We start from the raw sequence: 25,822 nt of genomic DNA, 5'->3' as shown, positions 1-25,822 counted from the left end.
AGCCGTGGTTGTTACACGGTGAATTATATCGGAGCGGGGATCTTGTCGTGTATCCGGTCGCTAGCGGATCTTCACTAAGATCCAACAGGACGTGGTTGGAAGATAGAGGTAGTCGACGCACTAGCCAACACGCAAGCGGGCTTCCACTCGCGTTATCGCATCTTGAGCTGACATCGCTCCATCGCCCCCGCCAATGGCTTTCCCGCTGGAGAGCCAGGTTTCCACCTTCTGCTGGGCGGCGATCGCACCCGAATGACTGCGGCGACCAAAATGCTGAGCGATTTCGGTGAACGCACTTCCGGTGTGCTGGCGAGCCAAGTACATCGCAAGGGTTCGTGGTTCGCTGATCCGTTTTGTTTGAGCTTTGCCGCGAAGACCGTCACCTTCCAGCCCGAATGTCTCGCAAACCGCTCGCTCGATCGATCGCAGCGAAGGTGCCGAACGGGTATTTCGAAGCAAGTCGCCACCGAAGCGACGAATTTCTTCGATCGTTGGCTCACGCCGAAACATTCGTTGCAGCATTCCGATCAAGTTCGCAACGCCAGTGACCGCCCGAGCGTCACCGCCGACCGCTTCGCTGACTTCTTGCAGCAGATCCGGTTCGCAATCCAGGACGCATCGCGTCTTGACCATTCGCTTTAACAGCGAAAAGCGTGTCTCGGCGTCCAGTGTGGTCAAGGGACAAACGAGACCCGACGCCATCCGGCCGGCGACTTCACCGGTTAATCCGCGGATGTCCGCTGGAGGTAGGTTGGCGGTGAAGACCAACGGCTTGCCTGCCGCGGCGAGTGTTTCGAGCGTGTAGAGTGCTTCGCGAAGCGTGGCGGTTTTGGCGGCAAGGAAATGCACGTCGTCAATCAATAACGCATCAACTTCGCGATACCGGCGACGAAAGGCGGGTAGGCCAGTTGAGTTGACCGAGCCGACGAAGTCGTTGGTGAATTGTTCGGCGGTTAACAAGACCACACGTCGCATGCGACGTCGGCGGCGAAACTCTTCCGCTACGGCGTGCAGCAAGTGTGACTTACCCGTTCCAGTCGGCCCGTGCAGGAACAAAGGCGTTGCGACTTCCGGAGTCGAGATCGCCAAGGCAGCTGCCGAAAACGCAAACTCGTTGCACGGTCCGGTGATGAAGCTTTCCAGCGTTCGACCAGCCGCGGGCAGAGACTCCGGCAACGGCGGAAGCGATTGCGAGTCGGCATCATCATGTGGTGACGACGAACGTCCTCGACCGCTTGATCGAGAATCACGCGACGATCGATCTTCGTTGGCCGAGCGAGGTGAATTGGATCGGGATGCGTTTCCTTGCTTCTCCCCTCGGCCAGTTAATGAAGACTCCGAGAGAAGGTTGGATAGCTTGCCGGCGCCCGGACGCTTTGTATTGGACTTGCCGCGGCCCCGAAACGATGACGAGCTGCGGCTTTGCTTGGATGGGCTCGCTGGCGCCGGAACGTTTTCGGCTTCTTCGAAGCGATCGTTGTAGCCGGAATCATGGAGCTCATCACGGTCGTCGTCGTGGCTTGGCGAGTCGCCTTCGTCGTCATCCATCAGCAACGCGGGTTGCTCAGCCGGCTTGGCGACGTCGAGACGGAACCGACCATGATCGCCGATTGCTGCGATCGCGGAAGCTCTTAGATCCGTCGAGAAGTTCTTCGCGATTCGGTCAGCCGCAAACGGACCACTGACGGACAACACCAACGACTCGGTGTCATCATCGCCGAGCTCCATGTCGAACCGCACGCCGTGGGTAAACCACAACCGATATCGGTCACTTCCGATGCGTTGTCGCAAGGCGTCGGCAAATCGACCGATTGCCTCCTGCGTCTCGATGCTGCCTTGCGTCGACGACATACCGGTAGCGACAACTCCCTCTTGGATGATGAAAATAAGGCGACCGAACCAGCCGCCTTTCTTGAACGATTAACGCCCTGAGATCTGCTTCAGCCGAAGCTCGCAAGATACAGATTGGTTCTCGTAATTTGAACGTCGCTGGCTTTTCAGCTCCCCCGCGACATGGAGGCAGATTCTAGGATTGCTAGCAAACAAGTCAAACCGTTTTGCTCAAGTTTCAACAGATGAGAACCGACTTAGCCGGACCTGATTGCCCCGCCGTGCAATTTACGGGGGAACCGATCCAAAGCAGTTACTGGGACTGCTTTATCGATCGGCAATCCGACTTTGACAACTCGTGGAAAATCTGTCGATAACCGAATCTCAATCATACCTTCACAAAACGGCTTCGCTTGTAAGCCGTTGTGCGCATGATACTTACACGGTTTCACGACCGCCAGATCGGATTTTGAACGTGTTTTCGCCTAGAAATGTTCACGTTTCAAAATGGGCAATCTTCACAAAGCCTACTGCAGCATTGCGTCGATTTCTTTCTTCAACGCAGCCGTATCGATGTTGTCGACGTCGAAATCGTGACGTGCGACGACTTGGGAGTGGTTGACTAGCACAACCGTCACGTCCGTGTCCTCGTTCAGCTTGTAAGAAGCTGGACCGTTTTTGCTGTCCTTGGCGATCACGACAGGCACGTGCTTGGTGTTCAGATCACCAGCGATCGCAGCCGCTTGGGTCTTCAGTTCGGATTGGCTGCCACCGATCAGCGTAACCAAGCCTTTCAGCTTTTGGTCCTTGTAGTCACCGACTGTGGCGTCAAACGCCGACAGCAGTTTGGCAGCCGAGGCATCGGTCGAGCGTGTGAAAACCATCACCATGGGGCTAAGACCGTACTTGCAGCGGTAGCACAGGGTTTGGCCTGCTTCGACGCCGTCGTCTTCGGCACCGCCGAGTTTGGTGACCTGGAAGGCCCCAACAGGGTCGCCCGCGATCAAACCTGGGGAATCAGTGGCCTGTTCAGCGGAGGCCGGCTGGGTGGTTGCTACGGTCGCAGCGAAGCAGGCTACCAAGGCTAGCATACGGAAAGAACGATTCATCTTGTTTTGTCCATCAAACAGAGGGGAAGGGATCGGCAAGATATGCCGATTCAGAAACGCTACGAAAGGAAATGCTTCTTGGTTTTAGAAAACCGCCAGCTTGAAAAAGGACCGGGCAGCCTCGCCAATTTTACCGTTCTTAACGCATTGGTCTCAACGCGTTAATCACCCGCACGTGTCGAATGCAAATGGGCAAAAGAGTTGGGCAAACGGTCCGATCGCAAGAACGACGAGCTATGTCTAACGCTGACATTGGCCCAAATTACGGTCCTATCCAGACCGATGGGGGACCACGAGCAATGGTCGAGCTCGAAGATAATAGGTTAACGTCCACTACAACACCGCGTCGCGACGTTAGGTCGTCGCGGCTTTCAATGCGGAATTGATCACGGCGACCCGTGTCACGTGGAATGTCGTTTCAGCATCCGCCGTGTTTCGGCAACCGAGTGGATGCCCGTCGTCAGGCGAGGTGTTACTTCGCTGCCTTCTTCTTGTTGGCGGCCTTTTTATCACCAGGACGATTCACGTTGTTGTTGGCCGGAATGGGGCTTTCGAAACCTTCGTACATTTCCGGCTTGATTCCCAGTGCATGGGTTTGATTGCCAAAAGTGTTTGGGTTAAACGGTCCGACTAGCGAAACGTCCAGGTCTGGAGTGATCGAATCTTCCATACCCAGTGCCCAAAAGATTCCGTTGACCATCAATCGTCGGTAGCCTTCGTTGGTGAAGTCTTCCGGCGTTCCGTACAACGACGTCAACACACGTCCTTCTTTTCCGGATTCGGATTGATAGGTGCGTGTCCATTCGGATGGTTGAGGCGGCAACGATTCCACGACTGGTGAATCGGGGGTCATGCCCTGCAATGGCTGAGCCATGGTCAGGATGTCGCCGTCGGTTGGTTTGCCAACGTATGCACCCGCTTGAACCCAAACGTCTTTCACGCCTCGAAGGATCGGGTGGTCCTTCATTTCGTCGATCACGCTGATCCGTGTGCTTTGCTGGTGATTGCGACCGTAGTGGCCTACCCAGGTTTGCCCCAAAACTTGATGGCCGAAGCCTAATTCGTATCCGTCGGCCTTGCTTCGGAACGAATATTTCTCGAACGGTTGGCCCGCCGGAATTTGGAACGCGTGTGTTGATGTCCGCAATCCAACGATTGGCCCGCCGCGTTTCAGATAGTCATCGAAATGCTGCATCTGTTCTTCTGGGAAATTCTGGAATCGCAGGAAGACGACGGCCAAGTCCGCTGTGTCGAGAGCTTCCATCCCCGGCATCAGGGAAGGTTTGCCCGCAGCAATTTCGCCGGTCTTGGGATCGATATTGAATAGAACCGTGCACTTGAATCCATGATGCTTGGCGAGCAAGCGTGCGATCGCGGGAAGTGATTCTTCGGAGCGGTATTCGTGATCGCCGGCCATGAAGACGATGTGTTTGCCAACGCCGGGCCCCGATTCGCCTTCAAAGACTAGTGAATCGGCACTCGCAACGCTTGCGAACGTGACAAACAACAGCAGGAACAGTTTCATATTCAATCAGGTAGGTTGGGAGGCGAGCTTAGAGTGGTAATCCGCTATTGATGATACTTGCTGGAACACCGAAACACACCTGCCAGCACGGCTTCAGGCGGAAAGTTCAACTCGAATGTCAGATTTGCCGCCGGAGCCGACTTAACAGGCTGGCCCCCCGGAGTTCGGCAAGCGGCAAACCGGCAATCTGAACCCGGCGTGCATCGCGATCGCAGTGTCGCTGGGCCAACGAGGACGGACGTTCAGGCACGTGAGAGACGCCGGCGTTTCGCCCTGTTCCAGTTACCGTTTGGATCACCCAGCTCGGATCGCTCAGCACCGATCACCCTAGCTCGTTTCAGGTAGATTATTTCTCGCCGATTCGTCGGTTTGCTACCTCCGGGTGCCGCCGCGTCGTCTGCAGATTCGTGTCAGCCTCTGGCCAATCGACCGGCGAGAGCCACCTCGGGGTTTGGCTTCAGTCCATTTAATATGACTAGTATCGAAAGGCTTCAGTTTGTTTCAGCAATTGAGAATTGTTTGTCAGGTCTGCCTCTTGCTCGCTTTGATCGCCGGTTGGGGAGTTGCGGTTTCCAGTGCGGCGCCGCCCAACATTATCTTGATGATCGCTGACGACATGAACTGGGACGATTGCGGAGCCTATGGGCATCCAGCGATTCGAACGCCCAATATCGATCGGCTTGCCAAAGAAGGGTTGCGATTCCAGTACGCTTATTTGACGACGAATTCGTGTAGCCCGTCTCGGTCTAGCATCTTGACCGGCAAGTACCCGCACAGCACCGGGGCGGAACAGCTCCACTGGCCGCTTCCCGAAGGCTCGCCTACCTTCGCGGGCGAACTTCGCGAGGCGGGTTACTACACCGCCGCAGCCGGAAAGTGGCATCTGGGCGACGCCGTGCGGTCGGACTTTGATCGAATCTACGAAGCCTCGACCGCGGGTTTTGTTTTGCCATCCGGCAAAGACGGTGAACCGGCCAAGATGATCGCGGCTCAGCCCAGTGGATGCGAAGATTGGGAAAAGGCACTTGATGAGCGACCACAGGGGAAACCATTCATGTTGTGGTTGGCCGCCCTGGATCCACACCGCGAATACACGGACGGTTCGCTCGATCCCCCGCATTCGATCGACGATGTGATCGTTCCGCGGCACTTGCCGGATACGCCCGCCGTCCGTGAAGACTTGCGGCTGTACTATGACGAGATCGGTCGTTTGGATCTTTTCGTCGGTAAAGTGCTCGCCAAACTAAAAGAACAGCGCGTTGATGAAAACACGATGATCGTGTTCATCAGTGACAACGGTCGCCCGTTTCCACGCGACAAAACCACGCTGTACGACGGCGGCATTCGCACGCCTTGGATCGTTCGCTGGCCAGCCAAGGTGGCTGCCGATCAAACCACGCATGCCTTGGTGAGCGCCGTCGACCTGGCTTCCACCTTTCTAGACGTGGCGGGTGTGAAAGCCGTCGATTTTGCAAGCGAAGGGCACAGCTTTGCGAACGTGCTGCAGCAACCACTGTTACCCCACCGGCAATTTGCTTTTGCCGAAGATCATTGGCATGACTACGAAGACCACGCCCGCTGCATCGTCGATCATCGTTACAAGTTGATCCGCAATGACTACACGGACTTGCCACCGACACCGTCGGCCGATGCCGGTCGCGGGCTTTCCTGGCAAAACATGCTCGAGCTGGAAAAGGCTGGCAAGCTGACACCAGAACAACAAACATGTTTCCGTTCGCCACGTGCCAAGTGGGAACTCTACGACTTGCAACGCGATCCAGGCGAACTGGAAAACCGAATCGATGACCCGGCTTACCGGTCGGTTCGCAAGCGACTGACTCAAGGATTGAAAGACTGGACGGCTGAAACAGGCGACTATTTACCGTCGGTTCGAACTCCTGATGAGTTTGACCGGATAACGGGTGAACCCGATCACAGCGTCCGTGTTCGTCCTCGGAAATCCAAGCAAGAGATGTTCGGCACCAACGGGAAGTACTAGTTCTTTGCAACGAACGACAGGATTGAGCCGGCTTTCGAACGGCTAGATCCAGCCGCTACGGCAAGCATCATTCTGAAACCGCTTGCCCGTGCCGTCCCGCTCAGCCACTTTACTCAGCCGCTCCGCGTAACCATTCCGTGTGGATCGTCCGGTACGAATGAATCGCAAGCCTGACGAAGTTGTTGCGTGGGCAGTTTATGGCGAGCCAATGTCATCAGCCAAGATCCGGCGAGTCACGCGAGATGTCGTCGTCCCATGAAAAAACTCTGCTTCCGATTGAACGGAAGCAGAGTTCAGTGTTTCGTCGAGCTTGGTGCTTCAGGAACCAAAGCCTAATTCAGGATTCGTTCTGAAGTCATTGCTTTGTTGACTAGGCGTTGGTAGCAGTCTTTTCTTTGCGGTTAACCAAGTACAGCAAGATTGGGCTCGCGATGAACATCGAGCTGTAGGTACCGACCAAGACGCCGACAACCAAAGCGAAAGCAAACGCGTGGATACCTTCGCCGCCGATTGCGTAAAGCAAAACCACAACCAACAAAGTCGTGATCGAGGTCAGCAACGTTCGGCTCAACGTTTGGTTGATGCTGGTGTTGATCATGTCACCGGTCAAGCGAGGTGCCTTACCCTTGGTTTCACGAATACGGTCGAAGACCACGATCGTATCGTTCAGTGAGTAACCGACGATGGTCAACAACGCAGCCACAACGGTTAGCGAGATCTTAAACGGGTCGATCAACAGGAAGCCGAGTGCGTCGGCAAGCCAGTAGCTAACCGCGATGGCACCCAGTGTGATCAACACGTCGTGAAGCAAAGCTGCGACTGCGGCGACGCCGTAGATCACACGTTGGAATCGGAACCAGATATAACCGATGATGCAAAGCAGCGATGCGAACAACGCTCCAGCCGCACGACCGATCATGTCACCGGCAACACGAGCACCGACACTGCTGCTGCTGATCCAAACCGGATCGCTTCCCAGGTTGGTCTCAAGTTGCTTCATGACTGCGATCGCCTTGTCACCTTCCAGTGGCAATTGAATACGCCATGAGCTGAACGGCAACGCCGAACCGCTTCGCCAATCGGAAGCTTCATCGCCGAGTGGGCGGACGCGGATGCCGCGTTCGTTGATCGCCACGCCAGCTTGCTCAGCAGCCGTCGTGATGAACTTAACCAGAGCGTCTTCATTGATAACGGATTCTTTGTCGCTGCCTTCCAATCCCAAAGTCAGGTCGGAAGAACTGTAGGCGAACCCGGGCATTTCGACGCTTTGCATTTCGACTTCGTCGTCGGCAGGTTCTGCTTCGTCTGCAGATTCTTCTTCCGCTGGTGCATCGGTGGCTGCTTCGTCTTGCAACAGTGTAAGGGTCACACCGCTGGTAAGAGCTTCGTATCGTGACAGTTCGTCGTTAGTCGCGATCGCTGGGACACGTTCGCCGAACGGTGACGCTTCAGTGCCTTGGATGCTCGGTTGAACCGCGTTTTGGCTGGTTTCTTCAGCATCCGGACCAATCTTGGCGGGAGTGATCGACACCTTGTAGGTGCTTAGCCCAACTGAAGATTCCGAAGCAAAGCCCTTCTGGATCGCGGCCTTCAACTTGCCGACTTCATCGACGGACGAGTCCACCTTGAAGATCGTGTTTTCTTCCACGCCGTCCATGCTGACGCCGTTAACGGTGAACTGAATCTTTTCGGTGCTTTCGTCGTCTTCCAAAGCGGAAGCAACGATGCGGCGAACTTCTTCGGTGTCGGTTGGAGCATCAACTCGGAATTGAACCGACGAACCACCGGCGAAGTCGATATCCAGGATACCGCTGCCGCGAGCGAACAAGGCTCCGATACCGGCGATGACCAAGATGCCCGAAAGGGTCAACATCAGCTTACCGCGAGAAACGAAGTCGAATTCACCGCCGCCGGAGAAGGCTGCTCGCAGCGAGTTAACGCTGTCGGCCATTGAAAGTGAAAGCATTCCGCGACGCTCAGCAAGATCGAAGAAAGTACGTGAAACGTAAATCGCAGTGAACATCGAGAAGATGATACCGAGGATCAAGGTGACCGCGAATCCGCGAATTTGGTCGGTGCCGATCGCGTAAAGGACGATCGCGGTGATCAGCGTGGTCAGGTTGGCGTCGACAATGGTCGTTGTCGCTCGAGCGAAACCGTTTCGGACCGCCATTCGATCCTTGGCTCCCTTTTTCAACTCCTCGCGAATCCGTTCGAAGATCAGCACGTTCGCGTCAACCGACATACCGACGGTCAATACCAAACCGGCAAGTCCAGGAAGGGTCATCGGTTGGTTGATGAAGACCATCGTCGCCAAAATCAACGCGAGGTTCATCATCAACGCGATACAGGCGACGATGCCAGCGAAACGGTAGTAGTACAGGATGAACAGCAAGACCAAGCCCAACGAGAGGCCGATCGCGAAGACACCCTTTTGGATCGTGTCGGCACCCAAGGTCGCGTCGATTTGGTTTTCAGCGATCGGTTGCTTGGTCACGGTCGCTGGCAATTGACCAGCCTTCAAGATTTGAACCAAACCGTCGACTTCTTCACGAGTGAAGTTACCGGTGATGCGGCCTTCCTTAGAAATCGGCTGCAAAATGTTCGGTGCGGAAAGCAGCGTGTCGTCCAGGATGATTCCCAGTTGACGCTTGCGGGTTCCTTCGGGTGAGTTATTGGTCGTCAACGCACGGAAGCGACCTGAACCGAGGTCGGTCAAGTTAAATGCAACCGCTGGGCCGCCGTTTTCGTCGAACGTGCTGGCGGCATACGACAGGTCGTCACCTTTGATGTCCAACAAGGGGTTGATCACCATCAGCACTTCAATTTCAGAGAACGGCTGAGTATTAATCCACTGCCCCACCTTCATTTCTTCGTCCCGACCCAGTAATTCCTGGGGAATATCCAGAAGCTGGCCGTTGTTCGGGTTCCGAATCAGTGTGCCTTGTGTGCTCATGCGAAGCGGGCGAACGCCATCGACTTCTTTTTCGCGGCCGAGTTTGACCCAGCGACCGTATAGGCCGTCGTCAGGGCTGCCGACGGTTTCTTCGGTGGCGATTGCTGGATCTTTCGCAGCGGCTTGTTCGACTGCTGTATTGATGATCGCTTGGTGGTCAACCTGGTTGGCCAAAATCGCGAAACGCAACACACCTGCTTCGCTGACCAAACGCTTAATCCGAGCGACTTCGCGATCGTCAACGGCGGGAACGATGATTTCGATTTGCGATTCACCGTAGGGGCGAATCACAATTTCTTGGGTTCCCGATGGGTTGATTCGGCGGGTTAGCGGTTCAACCAGGTCTTGGCTGGTGATGGGAGTTCCCGTGCCTTCGAGCTCTTTTTGCTTCTTCGGGTCGATCTCGTAGACCAAGATCGTTCCACCTCGAAGGTCGACGCCCAGGCCAGGCATCTTGTTCCAAAGCGTCACGCCGGAGCCGATGATGGCTAGCAAGATGAAGCCGAATCGCGTGCCGTATCCAGGCATCTTCAGGCTTTTGGCCATCCGAGCACCGAAGACGAACGGCAGGATCAGGATGGCGGCTGCGGCAAGAATCGCGATCCACTGTTGGCCGCTGATGCCGTTGGCGACTTCTCCGGCGACCGCCGAATCAGTTTGGGCCATAAACAGGCCAGAAGAGAGCTGAGCAAGGAGGGAGGAAAGATCCATCGTGATTTTTCGAAAGACGGTTGCGGTTTTCGCCACCGAGGCTGGGAAGGTCAGTCATTGACCCTCTTCACTCGACTCGACAGCGGGAGGTATGTGTAAAACTACTCGGACGATTCCTCGTCCGAGGCATTCTTGGATTTATCATCGCCATCGGGCGTTTTGCCGGCGGCGCCAGACTTGCCGAGGGCTTTTCCCTTGGCGTGTTCTGTGATCGCGACGATCGCAGAACGATTGATTTTGACTCGGGTGTTTCCGGCTTCGTCAATTTTCAACACCACGACATCGCTGTCGGCAGCGGCGGAGACGACGGTTCCGTGCAAGCCACCCAGAGTGACGACCCGGTCGTTCTTGACAAGGGAAGCCAACATGCTGGCCTCGTCTTGACGCTTCCGCTTTTCGGGCAGGAACCACGTGAGGTACCAGATCATCGCCAATCCAGCGAATAACGGCAACGGGCTGCTGAAAAAGAGCTGCAGTGGCGAAGCGGGACCGGCGGCTTCCTGGGCCAATAGCGACAGTGAGCCGATCCATCCCGCTACCGAAATATCGGCAAAGTGAAGGCTTGAAGGGTCCGAGGTAAGCAGCAAGTGAGCGATCCAAAACACCAAAAGAAACGTGAAAACATCCGTGTTGTAAGCAATTAGCGAAGCCAAGTCGCGACTTACGTAACGAAATAGGTGCCCAATTGCTGGCGGGCATGATATGGAAGCCCAAAAATCGCCACAAGCCCAGCCCCCACGGCCTGTGGAACAAATGTCTCAAATGAAGGGATTTGCTAGCGTCCATTTACCCCTAAGCACTTCACCTACCACCCTTTTGGCAGTTTGGGCAAAACGGCGAGTTTCAAAATTCTGTTTTTCGGCTCCGGTAAAGATCAGCTAAGTTCAGCGATCCGTCTGATTCGGCGAACCGGCAAGTTCGCTGTCTGGAAGCAACGTTGCGAATGGGGCGGTTAGCATCGTGACCCGACTGCGATGGTTTGCAGAATCGATGTCGGCAAGTCAGAAGTAGTGGCCCACGGTTCAGTTCGATTGACCTATAAAGGTGTTCATGAGTGGGCACAAAGATATGAATGGGCACAACGAATTGCCGAAACTTCCATCGAGCTCGGATGCGACCGAGTCCGTTTGGCAATTGGTCTCACGACTGGGCACTCCGCCGGATGATGTGGTGGTCGCTTGGCTAAACGAGGTCCAGCAGATTTGCGAGACACGGGGACTGCCGTCGCCCGAACTCGATCCAGCCACGTTCGATGTGAGCTTGCCGATTTGGCGATCTCTGTACGTCGACGAACGCGGGAGGCTGGCTGAATCCTCGTCGGCTTCTTCCCCAGGCGAACTGCCTGACGATGCGATGTCAGATGGGCGTCTCCCAAATGGTCAATCTCTTGATTTGCCAAGTGGGATGCCAGAAGTTCAGTCGTTGGCCAGTCCTTCCATCGTCAACGCCGAACGAGAGTTTTCTATCGAAAACGGTGGAAAAGAAGCCGGTCAAGATTCACTGGATTCTGACGCGAATAAAGAAGAATTGGAGACCGGCAATAAGAAGCCTTTGTATCGCTGGGCAATGCTAATCGCGGCGGCGGTTGTTCTGGTCGGCGTCGGAATCGTTATTTGGTCGGTGACCACGCAGCCAAAGGCAGTCGCGAGTCGCTCGACTTCAAAATCTTCTGCGACGGAATCTCGCGGAACGCCAAAGGAAGACGTGTTTGACACAAGCGGTTCCTCGCGCTGGAGCTTATCTGACAGTGCTTCGCTATCGAGCGTTTTTGATTCCGAAGACTCCGGCAGTTTGTCGGCTGAGCAATCCGGTTCGGTCTTGGAATCGGTCGATCTGAACTCTGGATTGTCGTTGGATGCTTTCTTGCCGCCCAGCATGACGGGCTCTGCCTCGGGTGCGAGCAATCTTGATCCGGGTGATGTCGCAACGGGAGTCCGCATTGATTCCAGCGATACCGACGAAGATGATTTGTCGGCGAATTTGCCTCAGCAAGGTACCAGCGAAGCGGACGGCAACGCTTCGGCGCCGCTCGGTCCGGTAGGAACTGTAGAAGATGATGCTGAACTGCAAGCCGACGACCTGTTAGGCGACGACATGGATTCCGATGTCGACTTGGAATCCGAAGCGAAGGAACAGCCGACCGTTCAGCGAGACTCGGCATCACCAGCAAAATCGGATGGGCCAAAGACATGGAGCGTTGCTCTGCCTCGCCCGCCAAGTCGATCGGGCGACGTTGAGGGTGAACCGGCCGAGCTATTTGTATCAGACGCAAAACCAGCAGGTTGGTCGTTGGATTTTCCGGACTCCTCGCAAACGCTTGTGTTGGCGGCTGGAAGCGATGACATTCAACGAACCGTTGTCTTGCAAACCGATCAGACACCGATTGCTCGCTTTCAAGCTAAACCAGGCACCCCAGGCAACTATCTCTTTTCTTGGCTGCCCAACGCAGGTACGTCGTCGCAGACCAGTAGGCTGGCGAACGGTCGGATCCGAACGCCGGACGATGAAACCATTTTTCTTCGGCCGCAACTGGATGCCGAGGTTGTCCGGTTATCGATCAAGCAGCGAGACCAAAAGCTGAAGTGGAATCTTCACGCCGGTATCCCTCCTAACGAGACCACGTTATTGGTCAACGTGAAGTTGCCCAAAGAAGTCGAAATGAAATGGTTGGAACCGATCGGTGACCAGTCGCCGCGGAAGGCACGTGGTGTCGCGACTTTTAGCTTGGCGTCATCCAGCGAGACTGCGATCGTCATGCGAATGGACATTCGGACTACCAGCACACTGTCTTTGCGTTTACGGTTTGGTGCTCGGTTGGATCCAGCGATGCCTTGGCAGTGGACCGATGCGAAACAGATCCGGCAATCATTTCAACAGGTGACGTCGCAATTAGAAGCGGCCGATCGCCAACTATTGGATCTCGACGTCGCAATCTCACGCGCGGATCGAATGGGTGCCAAACGTCAAGAGTTCTTGTTGGAAGAACAGCGGGACCGAATCGATGAGGCGGTCAAGGCGTGGACGCTGGTGGCAAAACGCTTGGCCGAGCTCGATCAATTGGTGGCGTTTCTTGACGCCGGAGGCTCGGTGTTGCCGGAGCTCGTTATCGAATGGCCGGACGCAAGGCAGACGATCTTCAAAGCGGCGGAAGAAGATTGACGCGTTGCCAATAGTCTAGGCGGGCGAAGCAGGCTTGCCAAAAAGCTGGTTCGCGACCACGACGATGATGCTTCCAATGATCAAGGCAACAAGGCTCAGGAGCAGTGCCGTGCTAACCGTGACAGCGAACGCTCCCACGGGTGATGTAATGATCTCCAGTTCGATCTCCATGTCGTTCGCATCGGCACAAAGCCCCAACGCACTGCATGCGGAGATCGCCAGTATCCCGCAAACCATTTGAATGATCGGCAACAATTGGCTGACCGCGAGGACATAAGAACCGGCCACAATCGGACGTTGCAAAACCGGCAATTTGAGGCACAGCCAGCCTCCGCCAATTAGGCATACAAACATTCCCGTGAACATCCCGGCGTAGGTTGCCTCTTGAAGCACTTCGCGGGCAAATAGGATCGGGACAACCGAATTGACTCCTACTAAAAGCACCCAGCGGATCAGGAACTTCCGCGTTCGAACCCAGTCGCTAATTGGCTCCTCCGCGACCAAATCTTCTGGGGGAAGCGAGGCCTGCGTCGGCGTTTGATAGGGGTTCAGTGGACTCACCTTGGCAACGTCAAGCCGAAGCCGCGACGATCACGGTGGATCGTCGCGTTGGCGGCTTATCGGGAAAGGTACTCGATCGATTTTTGCAAGACGGCGTCGTCCAGTTCGGTAACCAACCGGCCGTTGTCGTCGGGACGAGCCGCGATGTAGGTCGGTGGGACAACGATGTTTGGCTCGACACCATTCAGGCTGATCGCACGACCGCTGGGTGAGTAGAACTTTGCCGTCGTGAGGCACAGTCCAAACGTTGCCGCTTGCATTCGGAAGATCCCTTGAACGCTTCCCTTTCCGTAACTGGTTTCGCCGATCACTGTGCCCCGTTGGCTGTCATGAATTGCACCGGAGAAAATCTCGCTAGCACTGGCACTGTTGCGGTCGATCAAGACCACCATTGGCACGTCCCAGGTGTTGGCACGATGAGCAGCGTAGTCAAAGTTTTCTCGAGCGTTGCGGCCTCGTGTGGTTACGATTCGTCCTTCCGGAATAAAGCGATCGGCAACTTCCACAGCTGCGGATAGCAAACCGCCTGGGTTGTCCCGCAAGTCCATGATCAACGATCGCATGCCTTGGCGATGCAATGCCCACAACGCTTGCTCGATTTCACGAGGTGTTGTTTTCTGGAAGTTGGTCAGGCGGAAGTATCCGATGCCGTTGGCTTGATCGACAATGTGAATGTTCTCGACACAGGGAACATCGACTCGGCGACGAACAACGGTCAAAGTCTTCTTCTGATGATCGGTCGACTCCACTAGCAGATCCGCGGTGGTGCCTTCGGGGCCACGCAACAAGTCAGCGATGTGATCAGGGTCGTACTCATCGGCCCGAGTGGTGTCGACCGCGAGGATCCGATCACCGGCAACGATGCCCGCTTCAGCAGCCGGTCCGTTCGGGATCACCGAGAGGATCAGCAAGCAGTCTTCAGCCGCTTTCAATTCCACACCCAAGCCGACGAAGTTGCCTTCGATGGTCGAGAACATTTCGTCGAGCTGGCCGGGTGACAACAAGCGAGTGTAAGGGTCGAGTGTCGAAACCGCTCCACTGATGTATTCCAGCACTGTCGCGGTGCCGCTGATGCCCAACTCGTCGTGTGCCGCCTTGGCAACCACGTTGACGGTGGCTCGCAAGTCAAAACGACTTTGCGTGGATCGGTTGGCAACACGGTGGTGAATTGCTTGGCGGAACGCTTCAACTTGTTCGGGGGTTGCACTGGTGATGACTCGGTTGACGAATGCTTCTTCAGTCAACGCGACTTCCAACGCAGCCGTTCCGTGCAACAAGACTCGTGACCACTCGATGGTGTCAACGTAATGCGTTTGCAGGTTGGCCAGGATCTCGCTGTATAAATCCAACGCTTGCGAAGTCGATAATTCACGCAGCGAGCGAAGATAAGTCTTGTCGTCGTAGCGTCGTTTGACATCGAAGTGCAGGCGACTGATCAGCAATCGCTGGTACAGCACACGGTCTTCGGGGAACGCTCGGCTGGCCGATTCGTAATGGTCAATCGCATCGCCCCACTGCTGGGCTCGTTCCAGCTCCAGTCCGGCGGCCAGCGATTGATCGCGAGTGGCTTGTGAATGATCAGCGGCAACCGAAGTGGCTCCCGCGGTGGAACCGTTGGATGATTCAGCACGAGCCACCGGTGCGATTGCCATTGGCAACACAACGAGTGTCAATACAGTCAACAAGCTTCCGCTCAATCCGCGGCCAATGTTCAGGCCAAGGTAACGGGAAGGGCAGCGACTACAGCAACACGCAGGGCGATGAACACGTGAGAATAATTCCATGTGACGATTCCATTGTGAGTGCTGGGCTCGGTTGTCGGCCGCGTCGACAACACTCTGGAAGACGGGGCTTGCAAAACTTAGGTCACGAAACGTGCCCGGTCAAAAAACCGCCTCGAAAAAATTCCTGCATAATCCACCGTTCCGGAATCATCCGAAATGTGTCGGTCCGGTTGATCCGCTCATGCCAATCGCGACACTTGATGACCACGGTATGTGATCAAACAAAGTTGAGATGGCTGAAGGTGGGGCTGCAGTGAATCTGACCGCTTGTAGCGGCTCGGCCGGCTGGGCAAACATTGCCAGTCTGTGGCCGTTCGAGATTCGTTAGCGCGTCCAGTGCGCAAGAGAAAACGTTCGCTGGATTGTTTCACAACCGCTTGTCGTGAAACTCGACTGGCTCGTAAGGAACCGGTCATTGCGACGTCTTGGCGTCAGGACATTAATAGGCAATGTCCATCCGGCGGACAAGGGTTTCCGCCGGGAGGCAAATAGTGTTTAGGACAATAGCCTTCAATAGATTGCGCTGCCAAACACATGGTTGGTTGCCCCGCTACCTCGATGATCGATTGCCGATCACCGAGTGTCAGTCCTCTTTTGCTCGCTACTTCTTCATTACCTTCCGCTGTTGGCGGTTGCCCGGAAAGTTGAATGCAGGAATTGGCGATTCCGTTCGCGCTTCTTGTAATTGCTTTGAAAGACTTGCTGCGATCTCGGGATGCTGTGAAGCCACGTTCGTTGTCTCGCTCGGATCGGCCGATAGGTCGTACAGCTCAATGGGTGAGTTCGGGTCGACCGAAACGTTGTAGCGGACAGCTTTCCACTTCCCCTGTCGGATTGCAGCGCGACCTTTTTTCTCGTGGAATTCCCAGTAAAGGTAATCGTGTTCAACTTGGTCGCCACTGCCCAGCAACGTAGGAAGGAACGAAACGCCATCAATGTTCTTAGGGGCTGGAATGCCAGCCAGTTCAGCAACGGTTGGCAACACGTCCCAAAAAGCCGATAGATGATCGGTTTGCGTGCCCGCTGGGATCACCCCAGGCCACGTGGCGATCATGGGAACATGGATGCCGCCTTCGTAAAGGTCGCGTTTGAATCCGCGTCCATAGCCGTTGGAATTGAAGTACTCCGGATCGTGACCGCCTTCGGTGTGCGGACCGTTATCGGACGTGAAGATGATCAGCGTGTTGTCGGCAATCCCCAGTTCGTTCAGTTTGGCCACAAGCTCGCCAACGTCTTCGTCCATGATCTCAACCATGGCAGCGAACGCGGCGTGTGCTTCGGACTGGGAACCGTAAGCCGACTTACGGAACTTGGGACCGTCGTCGACCCCGTTGTAAGAACTCTCGGGCAAGAACTTGCCACGATACTTCTCCATCTTCTCTTCCGGTGCAAACATTTCAGCATGCGGCTGAACGAGTGCGTAAAAACAAAAGAACGGTTCGTCTTTGTTGGCTTCGATGAAGTCCAGCGTTTGATCTTGGATGAGGTGTGGCGCGTAGTCTTGCGTCTCGGTGCCGAAGTTGCCCCACAGCATCTCACGCTGATTGTCGTTCCACAGGAAGTATGGGTAATAGTGGTGTGCTTGTCGTTGGCAGTTGTATCCGTAGAAACGATCGAACCCCATCTTCAGTGGTTCGCTAACCGTTCCGGGGGCACCCAATCCCCACTTGCCAAACAGACCCGTTTTGTAGCCCGCTTCCTGAAGCATGTGCGCCATCGTGAATGTGTCCCCAGGCATGGGGTGCTGGCCTTCGGGTTGTACCTCGGAGTTTCCGCGTACCGGTGCATGACCGACATGCTTGCCCGTCAAAAGGGCGCACCGTGATGGTGCGCAAACGGTGCTTCCCGAATAATGCTGAGTGAACTTCATCCCTCGCGTCGCCAACGCATCGATGTTCGGCGTCGTGAAATGAGTTTGCCCATAGCAACTGAGATCTCCGTAACCCAGGTCGTCGGCCAGAATGTAGATCACGTTGGGCGGCTGGGCTTTGCTTTTCTCTGCACGCAATGCCTTCGCTGGCAATGTCATCAACAGCAAAACGGGCAACAGGATAAGTGGGGTCTTCATGAGCTTCTCTGAGGTGGGAATGTTTCGAGTCAGCTATGCTAGTCCAAAATTGTCGGTTGCCAAAGTCGCCGCCTATCGGGGGATAACGAGGCTAGACCGATCGAATCAAACCGCCTTCGACTCGTAGCGAGCTTCCATTGACCGCTCCGTTGGTGGCGAGAAAGACCGCTCCGTCGGCGACTTCTTCCACAGTCGCGAACCGTTGGATCAACGACGTAGGTTCGTGTTCAACGAAATAGCTATCCAGGACTTCTTGCAAAGGACGGCCTTCTTGTTTGGCCAGACCAGCGAAGTAATCCTCGACTCCGGCGGTCCAGGTGGGGCCCGGCAGTAGCGAATTGACTCGTACCGATTTCCCCTTGGTCAGTTCCGCAAGTCCACGTGAAATCGACAGCATGGCGGTCTTCGTCATGGAGTAATGGATCATTTGAGGCAACGGTTTGATCGCCGCCTCGCTAGCAACGTTGATGATCGAACCCGAGTTCCGCTCCAGCATGCTGGGCATCAACGCTCGGCAGAGTCGCACCATGCTCATGACGTTGGTTTGAAAGTAGGCCATCCAGACATCGTCTTCGAGCTCGAAGAAATCTTCCACGCTGAACACGCCAGCGTTGTTGACCAACACTTCAACGGGCGCGAACGCGTTGAGTTGTTCCAGCACTTGGTTCGTTCCTTCGGCGTTTGCGAGATCGCCCCACACCGCGCCGGCGGCACCAATTTCCTCTTTCGTTTGCACTGCGGACTTTTCCGAGCGACTGTGCACGACAACGTTGGCACCTTCCGAAACAAACCGTGATGCAATCGCGTTGCCGATACCCTTGGTTGAACCCGATACGAACACGGTTTGATTGTTGAGTTTGGTGATCACGGTGGTTCTTTCGTAAGGCGAGAGACGGAGGGTGAGTATCGGACGCGTTCCGCCGCAGTACGACCGCTTCGTTACGATAGTTCAATGTGCCGAAATCCATTGGCGCATGCGTAGGCACGAACCTTGGGCGCGGTGTGATCACCCGGTCGCTGGAGATACAGGGTATCAACGAAGAAAGGCGTAGCGTTGAACGCTCGCCTTGGGTGCGATCCAGTTCAGCGTGCTGGCGAGACGAGGCGTGTCGCCGAGCGGGCTGGGATTTCGACTCGTATGAGAGCGTTTCGCTCGTACTTACACGTCGGTGACGCGGACTCGCCGTGGTTTTTGCACCGGTATATTTGACGAGGGCACCTTGGGGGCAGCACCTTTGGACCAGCCATCGGCGGATGGGCGTTGTCGATACGAACTTGTTGGCCTGGAGCCGCTTGGACGTTGGGGGTCGTGGGGACGGTCCCGGGGGCACTCAGCCCGGCCGCAGCATCGAGGTCGCCAAGATATTCTTCGCGTACCTTCGGGTGGCGTTTCACTTCGTCCGGTGTTCCGTCGATCAACACTTGGCCTTGATAGATCACGTAGCAACGATCGACCGTTGTCAAGATTTCTCGGGCCGCGTGGTCAGTAATCAGAACACTGATGCCTGAATCGCGAAGCTGGGTGATCACACCCTGAATCGATTGGACGGTGACGGGGTCAATCCCCGCAAACGGCTCGTCGAGCATCACGATGCGTGGGTTGGATACCAAGCACCGTGCGATCTCCAATCGACGGCGTTCACCACCACTCAAACCCGCCGCAGGGCTTTTGCGGATGTGGGTGATATTGAATTCTTCCAGTAACTCGTCGGTGCGATACTGGCGTTGCTTCCGGTCGAAGCCGAGCAATTCCAGCAGTGCCGAGATATTTTGTTCGACGTTTAGCTTTTTGAAGACGCTGGGTTCTTGTGGCAGATAACCCATCTGCCCATCGCGGGCACGACGGAACATCGGCCAATCGGTGACATCTTGCCCACCAAGATAAACGCGGCCACGGTCGGGTTGGACCAAGCCGCAAATCATCCGAAAGCTGGTTGACTTGCCTGCACCGTTGGGGCCCAGCAAACCGACGATCTCGGCTTCCCCGACGGCTAGGTTAACGCCGTCAACGACTCGCCTTCGGCCGTACGTTTTCTGTAGACCGTGTGCTTCGAGGATCGGGTTGCCTTGGACAGCGACGCCGACTTGGGAGTCGTAATCAACGGCGGAATCAAAATCGTCTGACATGCGATGCGGCGACAGCGTTGTGAGTGCGAAATACCGACCCTGGTTTCGCAAAATCTGCTGTCTGACACAATCTCGAAATCAGCGAATCAGCCTCATCCGCTGGAAATTCGGCGTCATCGGCACAGGTGAACGCCATGGGTGCGGCCAGAAAATCGCCAACGCCTTACCCACTAACAAATCGCGGGGGACGTACGAAGCGTTGGCAAAGCGATAGGAATCCGGATCGACGCTTCGGTCTCGCCCGTATTTCTCCTTCGTTCCCGCCCAACATCTCGCGTCGAGGCTTTCGGGACTGTTGTCGCCCATGGGGAAAAATTGGTCTTCGCCGACCGGGAAGGAAACTCGACGGCGACTCGCCCAGCCGGGGAACTCGCTCCAAATTGTCGGTTCGCCCATGACCGCTTGGATCTCCTGTTGGCGAACAGCCACGCCAGCGAAATCGCTGAGTTGTTGCATGTCGTAGTCCAGCATCGCTTCTTGGGAATTGTTCGTTGCGATGTAGTACTTGTCGCGATCGATCGTCAATTGGTGCAGCGTCGCCGCCCCGCCACGCACCGCGATTCCCACCGGCGACGCATCACCTGGATCGCCAGGACCGTTGTAAATTGGCTGCACATCTGCAAACGGCAAGAACGAGTTAACATCAAACGTCGTCGGACGGTCGAAGCTCATTACCTCATCATCCACCCACAGCAGAAGTTGGTTGTCGCAGTTGCTAAAACGCACCGAGTGCCGGGCTCCGGCACGAATTGGCGTGCTGGATTGGGGACTGCCGTTTACGGTGGTTTCACCATCAACCGCGTCGAACGCCCGCTCTTGACCGTCGTTGATCAACATCGTGGCGAGGCCGTCTTTCAGGTTGATTTGGCACTGATATCGAACGCCGGCTTCGACGATTTCCAGCGTTACGGACTGGGCATCCGCCGACGTTTCCAAGTCCGTTTCCACGATCAGGTCGCCAACCCAGTGCATGCCTTCAGTCGCATGCCCGGTGCTTCCATAGCGAAGGTTGTTGCGGAATTGGGCAAGGTCTCCACCGGATTCAAAGTCGGGACGGAAGACTCCCTCACTGTGCGTTTGGCCCATCAAGCGTTTGAGTTTCGAAACGCGAATCGGCGATGGTTTCAGGTCGTAGACGCGATCGGAGTCAACGTATAGGTAGGCATCGTAGGCGTGGAAATCGGTGATCAGATGACTGCGGTAAGGATCTTGCGACGCCAGGGATTTTCCAGCGATCGCGTCCCGCCATTGCTGGTCGCTTGGCCAGTGGTGGTAATAACGCAGCCAGTTAGGCGACTTCGCCTTGCCAGCCGTTTCGGGAAGTTTGGCGACTAAGCCATTTTCGCTGCGCGTGACTTGCCACGAATCGGAGGGCGGCGTTTTCGCCCCGGTTTTCCAAGGCTGCAATCGGGCGGGGTATTCCGATTGGATGATCGCTTCGGCTTGATGGTCGCTGTTGTAGACGACGTGTTTCATCGCCAGCAAAGTTGATGGCGGTTTTCGCAGGATTTTGCCCAGCGAAACCGAACCGCCGGATAGGCCTAGATCGCCAGGGCCAGTCATTGGTCCACTAGCTAAGCCACCGCTTTCCGGGTCGGCAACGCCGGGCTGAGCGTAAACGTCGCCGTGCAGGATCGTCAGTGTTTCGTTGGGAAGGCCCACCAAACGTTTGATGTAGTTTTGTTTAGGGTTCACAGGGACCTTGAAAACGATCACGTCCCAGCGTTCTGGATCGCTGATCGCGTAAGCAAATTTGCTGACCAGGATTCGATCGCCGCTGAACGTGGTGTCGTCAGGCGTGTTAGCGATATCGAGCGAATTGACGCGTCGACAATTCGGGCATACTCCGCCCACGACGACGTTTTCCACTTCCGGAGACCGAAATTCCAAACTCGCACCGATCGGGAACTGCTGGCCGCACTGGTCGCAAAAGACGTCCTTGTGGGCCCCCATCAGAGCCGGTGCCATCGAACCGGTCGGGATAACGAACGCTTCAGCGATAAAAGCTCGGAACAACAACGCCAAAACGAAAGCGACCACAAAAGCCTCCATCGTTTCCCGTCCGCCTTGGACTCGGAACACAGCGGCTCGCTGCTGCGTAACGGGCAAAGCATCCCAGGCTTCCTGGGCTGACGGTGTTTCTTGGGTTTCGTCTGCTCCGGCTTGGGATTCATCGCTCACCTGCGACCCCGCCTTGGTTGCGGTTGAGCCCGATTCGGGCGAAGCGGCAGGATGGGGGTGAGGCGTGGGATCGGTCATTTCGCAAATCGCGACTGGAGAGGTAGGACGGAAACAAAAGCAGTGGGGCGGAAACAAGCAGTGTAGCAAGGTAGACTACTTGAGCGCCCACCCCACTTGTTCAAGCTTTGTTGGCCCCAGCTTCACTTTTTCATACGCCTGATGCTCGAATCCGCAAAACAACTGATCGACCGACTGAGTTCACTGGGGCCGATCGTCGTCGCGTTCTCCGGCGGAGTCGACAGTTCCGTGATCGCTGCTGCAGCCATACGGGCGAAATCGCCTCAAAGCACCAAGCCTTCGGAGTCTGCGTATCTTGCCAATGAGGCCGGTGGGGCGGACCCGTTACATTTTTCGGGGGCCGCCGGGACAGCAGCGCCATCGGGGCTGGCCGAGCTTCCTAACCACTGCCTTCCTAACCACTGCATTGCCGTGACCGCCCGCTCACCGTCGCTGGCCAGTTGGCAGGCGGAATTGGCTGTTCGCGTAGCAGCCGAGATCGCGATCGAGCATCGGTTTGTTGACACGAACGAAGGACGCCGCGAAGCGTACCGAAGCAATCCGACCAACCGCTGCTACTACTGCAAAGAAACACTGTACGAACACTTGCAGCCGATCGCACAGCAGCGGTCGGCGGTGATTGTGTCAGGAACCAATGCTGATGATCTCGGTGATCATCGCCCGGGGATCCAAGCGGGACGTGACGCAGGCGTGCATACTCCCTTGGCTGATCTTGGAATCGGTAAAGAAGAGGTGCGGAAGATTGCGGAATGCTTTGGACTCAGCAACGCTGACTTGCCCGCTTCGCCTTGCTTGGCTAGCCGCATTGAATATCACGTGGAAGTGACGCCAGAGCGACTGGGGCGAATCGATGCCGCCGAGGCCTGGTTGCGAGCACAGGGGCTGGGCGATCTTCGAGTTCGTTTGCATGCCGGCGAATTGGCACGAATCGAAGTGCCACCGGCGGACTTGAGCCGTGTGGTGCAGTTACAGGCTACCCAATCGCTGTCGCAATATTTCCAGTCTCTCGGGTTTCGCAACGTTACCCTTGATCTAGTCGGTCTGCGATCGGGCAGCATGAACGAAGGCCTAGTTCAGTTGTCGGGGATCAGCCGATGAGTGATCTAACGGGCCAGCGATTGGGCGAATATCAGATTCTTCGCAAGATTGGCAGCGGCGGGATGGCGGATGTCTACGCCGCTCGCCAGATGAAGCTGCAACGCGATGTTGCTTTAAAGGTATTGCGACCGGGCAAGTCCGGCGGCGACGATCGCCAACGTGATCAAGAAAACCTGAAGCGATTTCAACGGGAAGCCCAAGCCGCGGCACGCCTGAATCATGCGTCGATCGTGCAGGTCTATGAATTCGGAGAGGTCGGTGACGTTCACTTTATCTCCCAAGAACTCGTCGATGGAATCAATCTTAAGCAACTACTTGATCGCGAAGGACCGCTGCAGACCGATGCAGCGATCAACGTCTTACGAAGTGTCGCCGGCGCACTGCAGGTTGCTCACGATGCCGGGGTGACTCACCGGGACGTGAAGCCCGAAAATATCATGCAGGGCGATGACAAGGAAATCAAAGTCACCGACTTTGGTCTCGCTCGAATGTTGACCGCAGTGGACTCCAGTACCGCCAACTTGACCCGTGCTGGTTTGACGCTCGGTACGCCTCGCTACATGAGCCCCGAACAAATTCAGGGGCATCCGGTGGATGCGCGTAGCGATCTATATTCGCTTGGCGTCACGATGTATCACCTGCTAGCCGGTGCGCCGCCGTTCACTGACGAAGAACCGTTGGCGTTGGCGGTCAAGCACATCAACGAAACGCCTTTGCCTTTGGACCGCGTGCGTGGTACATCGGACTTACCGGGTTGGTTGGTTTCGCTAGTCACCCGCTGTTTACAGAAGTCTCCATCTAGTCGGTTTTCGTCGGCCAGCGAGCTGCTTGCCGTAGTGGACCAGCACGCGGGCAAGTTGGATACCAGCGGAGCGACCGTGGTCACGCAGGCTGCTGGTGCGATCACGACTGAATCTTCGACTGTGACTCCGCTTTCTTCCCGAGAACGAACGTCGGGGCAATCGGCGGGGCAATCATTGAGCGCCGGATCCGCGACAGTGCGATTGCAGCGAGTGGTTGACCGCTCTCAATTAGAACGCAAGAAGCAAACTCGTCGCCGGATCTTGATCGGCATCCTGTCGATGGTCGCCTTAGTTGTAGGCGGGCTGACAGCGACCGCCACGCGTCCATCTTCGATACGAAATCAATTGCGAGGGCCAATCGTTTCTAGAACCGATTCCATTGCCCAGCAATACCTGATCGCGATCACTCGCAACGACGTACCAGGCTGGCAGGCTGTGATGGAGTACTTTCCTGCCGATGAGGTAGCCGAAGAAATGCCGGTGCGTTTGGATTACCACCACAAAGCGACGCTGCAGCTATCGCGGTTGTATATCGAACAAGGGCACTATGACGAAGCACAGGTGCTGCTGAACGATCTGCAGAAATCCGCGTCGCTGAAAAGACTCTACAGTTTGGTCGCCACGGTGCACCGCCATGCAATCGCGGTCGCGACCGATAAGCCGCGTGAGGCGAGCCAGTTGAAGAGCCAGATCGCACGCGAGGTACAAACCTTGGCTTCCGATAACCCAGCGGCACTGGAGTCCTTTCGAGGCATCGTTCCTAGCGAAGAACGCTTGTCGCTCGGTTTGGTCGATTAACCGGTTCGGCCACACCGGTGATTTGCTCTCACGTTCATCAAGTTGCCCGTCGCTTCCGTCTTGATAAATACGAAGGTTGTCTGTCGTACACGAGGCAAAGAGACCGCTTGAGATCGACGCCTGTTTTCGAAAAGTGCTCGTGCTTCTGGACCGGCGTATGGCACGAGGAATCGCCAGCGGAGTACACTGATCCGTAGGTGTAGCTTTCAGCATGTGGTTAGACGAAAGCATTTGGTGACTTATTCGTTGTCGCTCGCCCTGGCTATGTGTGTAGCCGGGGGGGCGACCGCTGGTCATTTGTGGTAGTTCATTCACGTTACACTGAATTGTTCCGTCAGGATCAAGCTCGTATCAATGAATCACAATTCGCAGAACCTGCCGACCCGGATTTCACTGTTGGAACTAGCGCAGTCCGGCAAAGATCATCCGGCTTGGGAAGAGCTGCTGGAGTACTACCGCCCTTTCGTCGGGCGCGTTCTAGCTCGTCTGGGTGTGCCACGTTCCGACATTGATGATGCGTGTCAGTTAGCGTTGATGCGGCTTTGGAAAGATCTTGCCAACTATCAACATGCTCCGCAGCGAGCGAGGTTTCGTACTTGGTTGTCGCACTTGATCCATAGCACCGCAGTTGATTGGCACCGCAAGCAGAAACGAAGTCAGCGAACGGTCGACGCGGACCTGGAAACGGTCGAGGAGATTTCCATCGCGGTCTCTGAGTTGGAGCAGCAGATCGAAGCGGAGTGGCGCGAGCATGTCGTCGAACTCGCTCTCGATCGAATACGAACGCTTTTTTCCGGCAACGCGGTTGATGTATTCGTCCGTAGTGTCGAAGGAGAATCCGCTTCAGCGATTAGCGAAGATTTGAACATGAGCGAAGACAGTGTTTATGTTCTCAAGCACCGAGTGAAAAAACGGCTGGTGCGTGAAGTTTACGAGCTGCGGCGGGAACTCGAGTTCCCCGAAAACACGCCCTAGCCAACCAGTCATCAGGCTCACTGGCCGTACCGGGCATCGGGCCGACACTATTTCTGAAAC

General features: G+C 55.8%; 16 protein-coding genes. 5 read left to right on the top strand and 11 right to left on the bottom strand.

Features of this window, described 5'->3' with window-relative positions; translation table 11 throughout:
• Nucleotides 1–120: 120 nt before the first annotated feature.
• The 3 genes from ACR3ZL_RS16565 to ACR3ZL_RS16555 all read right to left on the bottom strand — a co-directional run bounded on the left by ACR3ZL_RS16565 (nucleotide 121) and on the right by ACR3ZL_RS16555 (nucleotide 4,464).
• Nucleotides 121–1,851, bottom strand: a complete 1,731-nt coding sequence (locus ACR3ZL_RS16565; RefSeq protein ID WP_473652009.1) for a DnaA ATPase domain-containing protein — start codon at nucleotides 1,849–1,851, stop codon at nucleotides 121–123.
• A gap of 506 nt (nucleotides 1,852–2,357) precedes the next feature.
• Complete coding sequence (locus tag ACR3ZL_RS16560) at nucleotides 2,358–2,939, bottom strand: hypothetical protein (RefSeq protein ID WP_473652010.1); 582 nt, start codon at nucleotides 2,937–2,939, stop codon at nucleotides 2,358–2,360.
• Nucleotides 2,940–3,411: 472 nt separating this feature from the next.
• On the bottom strand, nucleotides 3,412–4,464 hold the full coding sequence (locus tag ACR3ZL_RS16555) for a ThuA domain-containing protein (RefSeq protein WP_473652011.1): 1,053 nt from the start codon (nucleotides 4,462–4,464) through the stop codon (nucleotides 3,412–3,414).
• Between the two features lie 535 nt (nucleotides 4,465–4,999).
• On the opposite strand from ACR3ZL_RS16555, the gene ACR3ZL_RS16550 reads away from it, so the two are divergent.
• Entirely contained in the window at nucleotides 5,000–6,463 is a 1,464-nt protein-coding gene (locus tag ACR3ZL_RS16550) for a sulfatase family protein (RefSeq protein ID WP_473652012.1), read from the top strand.
• Between the two features lie 370 nt (nucleotides 6,464–6,833).
• Here ACR3ZL_RS16550 and secD read toward each other — a convergent pair whose 3' ends face one another.
• Nucleotides 6,834–10,130, bottom strand: a complete 3,297-nt coding sequence (secD, locus tag ACR3ZL_RS16545) for a protein translocase subunit SecD (protein ID WP_473652013.1) — start codon at nucleotides 10,128–10,130, stop codon at nucleotides 6,834–6,836.
• A 101-nt stretch (nucleotides 10,131–10,231) separates the two neighbouring features.
• Nucleotides 10,232–10,783 (bottom strand): preprotein translocase subunit YajC, encoded by a 552-nt coding sequence (yajC, locus tag ACR3ZL_RS16540; protein WP_473652014.1) that lies wholly within the window; start codon nucleotides 10,781–10,783, stop codon nucleotides 10,232–10,234.
• A 397-nt stretch (nucleotides 10,784–11,180) separates the two neighbouring features.
• Between yajC and ACR3ZL_RS16535 the strand changes: the two genes are divergently transcribed.
• Nucleotides 11,181–13,289 carry a hypothetical protein gene (locus ACR3ZL_RS16535; protein ID WP_473652015.1) on the top strand — a complete coding sequence of 703 codons (2,109 nt, stop codon included), beginning with the start codon at nucleotides 11,181–11,183 and terminating at the stop codon, nucleotides 13,287–13,289.
• 15 nt (nucleotides 13,290–13,304) lie between these two features.
• Here ACR3ZL_RS16535 and ACR3ZL_RS16530 read toward each other — a convergent pair whose 3' ends face one another.
• The 6 genes from ACR3ZL_RS16530 to lepB all read right to left on the bottom strand — a co-directional run bounded on the left by ACR3ZL_RS16530 (nucleotide 13,305) and on the right by lepB (nucleotide 22,088).
• Complete coding sequence (locus ACR3ZL_RS16530; protein WP_473652016.1) at nucleotides 13,305–13,850, bottom strand: hypothetical protein; 546 nt, start codon at nucleotides 13,848–13,850, stop codon at nucleotides 13,305–13,307.
• A 56-nt stretch (nucleotides 13,851–13,906) separates the two neighbouring features.
• The gene (locus ACR3ZL_RS16525; protein ID WP_473652017.1) at nucleotides 13,907–15,634 is read right to left on the bottom strand and encodes a S41 family peptidase; all 1,728 of its coding nucleotides are present in this window, start codon (nucleotides 15,632–15,634) and stop codon (nucleotides 13,907–13,909) included.
• 601 nt (nucleotides 15,635–16,235) lie between these two features.
• Nucleotides 16,236–17,663 carry an arylsulfatase gene (locus ACR3ZL_RS16520; protein WP_473653542.1) on the bottom strand — a complete coding sequence of 476 codons (1,428 nt, stop codon included), beginning with the start codon at nucleotides 17,661–17,663 and terminating at the stop codon, nucleotides 16,236–16,238.
• 130 nt (nucleotides 17,664–17,793) lie between these two features.
• On the bottom strand, nucleotides 17,794–18,570 hold the full coding sequence (locus tag ACR3ZL_RS16515) for an SDR family NAD(P)-dependent oxidoreductase (protein ID WP_473652018.1): 777 nt from the start codon (nucleotides 18,568–18,570) through the stop codon (nucleotides 17,794–17,796).
• A gap of 215 nt (nucleotides 18,571–18,785) precedes the next feature.
• Nucleotides 18,786–19,829 carry an LPS export ABC transporter ATP-binding protein gene (gene lptB / locus ACR3ZL_RS16510; RefSeq protein WP_486172789.1) on the bottom strand — a complete coding sequence of 348 codons (1,044 nt, stop codon included), beginning with the start codon at nucleotides 19,827–19,829 and terminating at the stop codon, nucleotides 18,786–18,788.
• Nucleotides 19,830–19,907: 78 nt separating this feature from the next.
• Nucleotides 19,908–22,088 (bottom strand): signal peptidase I, encoded by a 2,181-nt coding sequence (gene lepB / locus ACR3ZL_RS16505; RefSeq protein ID WP_473652020.1) that lies wholly within the window; start codon nucleotides 22,086–22,088, stop codon nucleotides 19,908–19,910.
• A gap of 141 nt (nucleotides 22,089–22,229) precedes the next feature.
• Here lepB and larE point away from each other — a divergent pair, with 141 nt between their 5' ends.
• The 3 genes from larE to ACR3ZL_RS16490 all read left to right on the top strand — a co-directional run bounded on the left by larE (nucleotide 22,230) and on the right by ACR3ZL_RS16490 (nucleotide 25,762).
• A complete protein-coding gene (gene larE / locus ACR3ZL_RS16500) occupies nucleotides 22,230–23,186 on the top strand; it encodes an ATP-dependent sacrificial sulfur transferase LarE (RefSeq protein WP_473652021.1) in 957 nt (318 codons plus the stop codon).
• Entirely contained in the window at nucleotides 23,183–24,787 is a 1,605-nt protein-coding gene (locus ACR3ZL_RS16495; protein ID WP_473652022.1) for a protein kinase domain-containing protein, read from the top strand. Before larE ends, ACR3ZL_RS16495 begins: the two co-directional genes overlap by 4 nt.
• 354 nt (nucleotides 24,788–25,141) lie before the next feature.
• Nucleotides 25,142–25,762, top strand: a complete 621-nt coding sequence (locus ACR3ZL_RS16490) for an RNA polymerase sigma factor (protein WP_473652023.1) — start codon at nucleotides 25,142–25,144, stop codon at nucleotides 25,760–25,762.
• Nucleotides 25,763–25,822: the final 60 nt, after the last annotated feature.

This window comes from Rhodopirellula sp. J20-39 (assembly GCF_057365095.1).
The sequence above is the reverse complement of the archived record's forward strand: the minus strand, read 5'-3'. Positions and strand labels throughout refer to the sequence as shown.

Bases quoted from the DNA above. Each gene is read 5' to 3' on its own strand.
- ACR3ZL_RS16565 (WP_473652009.1), bottom strand. From the start codon at position 1,851: ATGTCGTCGACGCAAGGCAGCATCGAGACGCAGGAGGCAATCGGTCGA.
- ACR3ZL_RS16560 (WP_473652010.1), bottom strand. From the start codon at position 2,939: ATGAATCGTTCTTTCCGTATGCTAGCCTTGGTAGCCTGCTTCGCTGCG.
- ACR3ZL_RS16555 (WP_473652011.1), bottom strand. From the start codon at position 4,464: ATGAAACTGTTCCTGCTGTTGTTTGTCACGTTCGCAAGCGTTGCGAGT.
- secD (WP_473652013.1), bottom strand. From the start codon at position 10,130: ATGGATCTTTCCTCCCTCCTTGCTCAGCTCTCTTCTGGCCTGTTTATG.
- ACR3ZL_RS16535 (WP_473652015.1), top strand. From the start codon at position 11,181: ATGAGTGGGCACAAAGATATGAATGGGCACAACGAATTGCCGAAACTT.
- ACR3ZL_RS16525 (WP_473652017.1), bottom strand. From the start codon at position 15,634: ATGGAATTATTCTCACGTGTTCATCGCCCTGCGTGTTGCTGTAGTCGC.
- ACR3ZL_RS16520 (WP_473653542.1), bottom strand. From the start codon at position 17,663: ATGACATTGCCAGCGAAGGCATTGCGTGCAGAGAAAAGCAAAGCCCAG.
- lptB (WP_486172789.1), bottom strand. From the start codon at position 19,829: ATGTCAGACGATTTTGATTCCGCCGTTGATTACGACTCCCAAGTCGGC.
- lepB (WP_473652020.1), bottom strand. From the start codon at position 22,088: ATGACCGATCCCACGCCTCACCCCCATCCTGCCGCTTCGCCCGAATCG.
- larE (WP_473652021.1), top strand. From the start codon at position 22,230: ATGCTCGAATCCGCAAAACAACTGATCGACCGACTGAGTTCACTGGGG.
- ACR3ZL_RS16495 (WP_473652022.1), top strand. From the start codon at position 23,183: ATGAGTGATCTAACGGGCCAGCGATTGGGCGAATATCAGATTCTTCGC.
- ACR3ZL_RS16490 (WP_473652023.1), top strand. From the start codon at position 25,142: ATGAATCACAATTCGCAGAACCTGCCGACCCGGATTTCACTGTTGGAA.